The sequence below is a fragment of the Rhizobacter sp. P3_B12 genome, assembly GCF_056402895.1.
Genome location: NZ_JBFUGN010000638.1, coordinates 1 through 3622 on the forward strand (window position 1 = coordinate 1; position 3622 = coordinate 3622).

Annotated in this window: 4 protein-coding genes; 3 read left to right on the top strand and 1 reads right to left on the bottom strand. The window is 62.6% G+C overall.

What is annotated here, in order from left to right:
• From AC1D01_RS25220 to AC1D01_RS25230, 3 genes are all read left to right on the top strand, one after another.
• Positions 1 to 1318: RHS repeat-associated core domain-containing protein (locus tag AC1D01_RS25220; RefSeq protein WP_477871237.1), on the top strand; the 1318-nt coding region annotated here is incomplete at its 5' end.
• A 2-nt stretch (positions 1319 to 1320) separates the two neighbouring features.
• Positions 1321 to 1734: a hypothetical protein gene (locus tag AC1D01_RS25225; protein ID WP_477871239.1), complete on the top strand. Its 414-nt coding sequence runs from the start codon at positions 1321 to 1323 to the stop codon at positions 1732 to 1734.
• A gap of 52 nt (positions 1735 to 1786) precedes the next feature.
• Positions 1787 to 2401 carry a hypothetical protein gene (locus tag AC1D01_RS25230; RefSeq protein ID WP_477871241.1) on the top strand — a complete coding sequence of 205 codons (615 nt, stop codon included), beginning with the start codon at positions 1787 to 1789 and terminating at the stop codon, positions 2399 to 2401.
• An 869-nt stretch (positions 2402 to 3270) separates the two neighbouring features.
• On the opposite strand, the gene AC1D01_RS25235 is transcribed toward AC1D01_RS25230, so the two are convergent.
• Complete coding sequence (locus tag AC1D01_RS25235; protein ID WP_477871243.1) at positions 3271 to 3441, bottom strand: hypothetical protein; 171 nt, start codon at positions 3439 to 3441, stop codon at positions 3271 to 3273.
• Between the last annotated feature and the right edge of the window lie 181 nt (positions 3442 to 3622).

A 3622-nucleotide genomic window follows, 5' to 3' on the forward strand; every position in this document is an offset into this window, starting at 1 on the left:
CGGCACGGCGCAGCCGGCGCTGGACCAGGCGTTCGGCTACGACGAGAACAGCCGGCTGACGGGGATCACGACGAACGCGGCGAGCTGGGGCATCAGCTACGACGCGAACGGCAACCGAACCGGCCTGAGCCTGAACGGCAGCCCGAGCACGTACGGCGTGGAGGCGACGAGCAACCGGACCACGAGCATCACGAACCCGGCSMGMAGCCTCGTGTTCGACARCGCSGGCAACACGCTCAGCGACAGCGCRGCCGATGGCTCGGGCTACACGGCGACGTACAACCTGCGCGGCCAGCTCGCGACGATCACCAAGGCCGGCGTGACGACGCGCTACACCTACAACGCGGCCGGGCAGCGCGTGCGCAAGGTGAGCAGCACCGGGCCGCAAAGCACGGTGGTCTTCGTGTACGACCAGGCGGGCCATCTGCTGGGCGAGTACGACCAGAACGGGGCCGCGCTGCGGGAATACGTGTGGCTGCGCGACACGCCGATGGCGATGTTCACGCCCGACCCGGCGAACCCATCGGGCGAGCCGCTGGTGTACTTCATCCACAGCGATCACCTGAACACACCGCGCGTGGTGGTGGACCGGCAGAACCGGGTGCGCTGGCGCTGGCTGGCCGAGCCCTTCGGGACGAGCGCGCCGGAGACCAACCCGAGCGGGTTGGGGGTCTTTACGCAGAACCTGAGGTTCCCTGGGCAGTATGCGGACCAGGAGAGCGGGCTGTTCTACAACTACCGTCGGTACTACAACTCGGCGGGCGGGCAGTACACGCAGAGCGATCCGATTGGGCTGACGGGTGGGAGTGTGTCGACGTATGGGTATGTGCGCGGAAAGCCACTTCAATGGGTGGATCCGAATGGATTGAGCGCGCTTGGAGATGCGGGTGCCCTTCTTGGTGGCTGGGGCAGGAGAGTTGGTGGCGCGGCTGTGGGCGAGGCCATCTTTCCGTTGGGTGGCGGTGTACCGGGCACGATCATTGGTGGGCAGCTGGGAGCTTGGGGCGGACGAGCCGCGGGAGAGTGGCTCAACAATTTGATCTATGCGACATCGATATCGAACCCGTTTCGGGGAAAGCCGGGAAGCGAAGTGACCTGCCCGAACAAAAATGGAGAGAGAGGGCAAACTCGTCTCTACGGTCCTGACGGCTATCCAGAGACGGACACGGATTGGGATCACAGTCACGATGGACTGGGAAAGCCCCATGTTCATGATTGGGGGCGTCCAGAAGGAGGAGGGCCTCCTCGCAACGAGAATCGCGGCGCGGGACGGCTTCCGGAAGAAGGCGACCCGGGAAACCCCCTTGGAGGAAGCTGACCATGCACGAAATCGAGTTCTCATCGAACGGGACTGTCTTGAGACCAGCTCTCCACGACGGGCTGGTACGTGGGCTTTTGCTCTGCAAAGACAAGAGATTGCTTCTTCCAGTGGAAACAAGCGATGGAAGTCGGTTCTGTTTGGTCATGCATGGTGTCGACCGGCTTCGGGCTGACGATTTCAGGCAAGGAAACATCATCCTCAGCATTGACGTCTCTACGGGCGATCAGTTGACGTTAGATGATGTGGCGTTTGCTTTCGACGTCGATGCTGATCAGTCCTCGTTTCTTCAGCGGACCATGGATCGACTTCGGAACGATGGCTTGATGCTCGTCAGGATCAGTCCTTCTTACGGTGCTTCGGCTGTGTGCGTGTGCAGCGATTTGAGTTTGGAAGAGGACCACCTTCCAAGCTAGACCGGCGCGGGCTTCAGCTACGGCGTGGGCAAGCTGACGAGCCGCCGGCACGGTGAAGCGCTGGGGCTGGGCGATGGCGAGCGGCACGAAGTCGAACGAGCGCTACTTCGACCTCGCGGGCCGGGCGATCCGCTACCCGCTGGGCGAGGCGCTGCGGGATGTGCGCTACGACGAGGCGAGCCGCATCGTGAGCTTCACGCACCTGAGCGCGGACGGCACGGCGCAGCCGGCGCTGGACCAGGCGTTCGGCTACGACGAGAACAGCCGGCTGACGGGCATCACGACGAACGCGGCGAGCTGGGCGATCAACTACGACGCGAACGGCAATCGAACCGGCCTGAGCCTGAACGGCAGCCCGAGCACGTACGGCGTGGAGGCGACGAGCAACCGGACCACGAGCATCACGAACCCGGCCAGAACCCTCGTGTTCGACAGCGCCGGCAACACGCTCAGCGACAGCGCAGCCGATGGCTCGGGCTACACGGCGACGTACAACCTGCGCGGCCAGCTCGCGACGATCACCAAGGGCGGGGTGACGACGCGGACACGCCCAGGGTGGTGGTGGACCGCGAGAACCGGGTGCGCTGGCGCTGGCTGGCGGAGCCCTTCGGCACGAGCGCGCCGGAGACCAACCCGAGCGGGCTGGGGGTCTTCGTGCAGAACCTGAGGTTCCCGGGGCAGTATGCGGATGCGGAGAGTGGGCTTTGGTACAACTACTATCGCGACTAGGACTCTTCGCGGGGAGGGTATCCGCAGTCGGATCCCATTGGCTTGGCCGGCGGCAGTCTGTCGACGTACAGCTATGTGGAGGGCAACCCTCTGAGCATGATTGACACGCTTGGTCTCATGGGCGGCGGGGGCAATCATGCGCGTCCGCGCCCTCGTCCATGCGCGTGCAGCCCCAGCGCGATCGCAAGCGCTGCTGCGTCACATGATCAAGAGCCAGGGTGGGGAAATCCGGGTTGGCAGGGTGGGCCTGGCTGGTTCCTCGAATTCAAGTGCAATAAGTTCGTCAACACAGCGGTCACTGAGAGTGGATCGAGCCCGCCGCTGGTGAACGGGCGATTGGCAACTGCCGGCGAAATCGCCGATCCGAACTCGCCGATCGAAAACTGGCAAGTGGTGTCTGGGCCAATGATGCCCGGCGATGTACTCGCGATTGGTCACGCTGGGGAAGGCTACACAGGACATACGGGGCTGTACGTCGGTAACGGTAAGGTGGCATCTGCAAGCGACATTACCGGCCGTGTGGAAGTCAATAACTGGGGATTGCGGCCTGGGCAAACTCCAACAATCCGGAGGTGCATCTGTGCGCAATAGTCAGGCGGGACATTGGTTGTCGGCAACTCTTGTAGTTGGGGTCTCATCATTTGCCGGAGCTTGGTTTGGCACACTATTGGGAGCCCTCGCCAATCACTTCGGCTATCGAGAGATGTCAGTGGAAGTCAACTTTCCACTGCGCGTGTTCTTTTCAGGTGGGATCGTGATGCAAGTTGCCTTCTCGATGCTGCTATACGCCCCGGTGGTGGTGATCTGCTACTTGCTGCTTCGACGCATACCGCTGCTAACAGCTGCATGGCTGTCATTTCTGTACTTCTTGGTGGCCGTTTTCGTCGTGAGTTCTAGGTGGTTCGCCGCATCAACTGGTTTGATCGGCATTTGGCAGTACTTGGCGATCTCTTCAATTCCCATCGCAATCTCCTTCATTGTGTGGATCCTCCGAAGGAGGCACAGACCCTCTTGAGTCTGATCTTTCAAATGAGAGGTGCGCTACCCGCTGGGCGAGGCGCTGCGAGATGTGCGCTACGACGAGGCGAGCCGCATCGTGAGCTTCACGCACCTGAGCGCGGACGGCACGGCGCAGCCGGCGCTGGACCAGGCGTTCGGC

What these genes read in the sequence shown, in the direction of transcription:
- AC1D01_RS25225 (WP_477871239.1), top strand. Translation starts at nt 1,321, where the DNA reads ATGCACGAAATCGAGTTCTCATCGAACGGGACTGTCTTGAGACCAGCT.
- AC1D01_RS25235 (WP_477871243.1), bottom strand. Translation starts at nt 3,441, where the DNA reads ATGAAGGAGATTGCGATGGGAATTGAAGAGATCGCCAAGTACTGCCAA.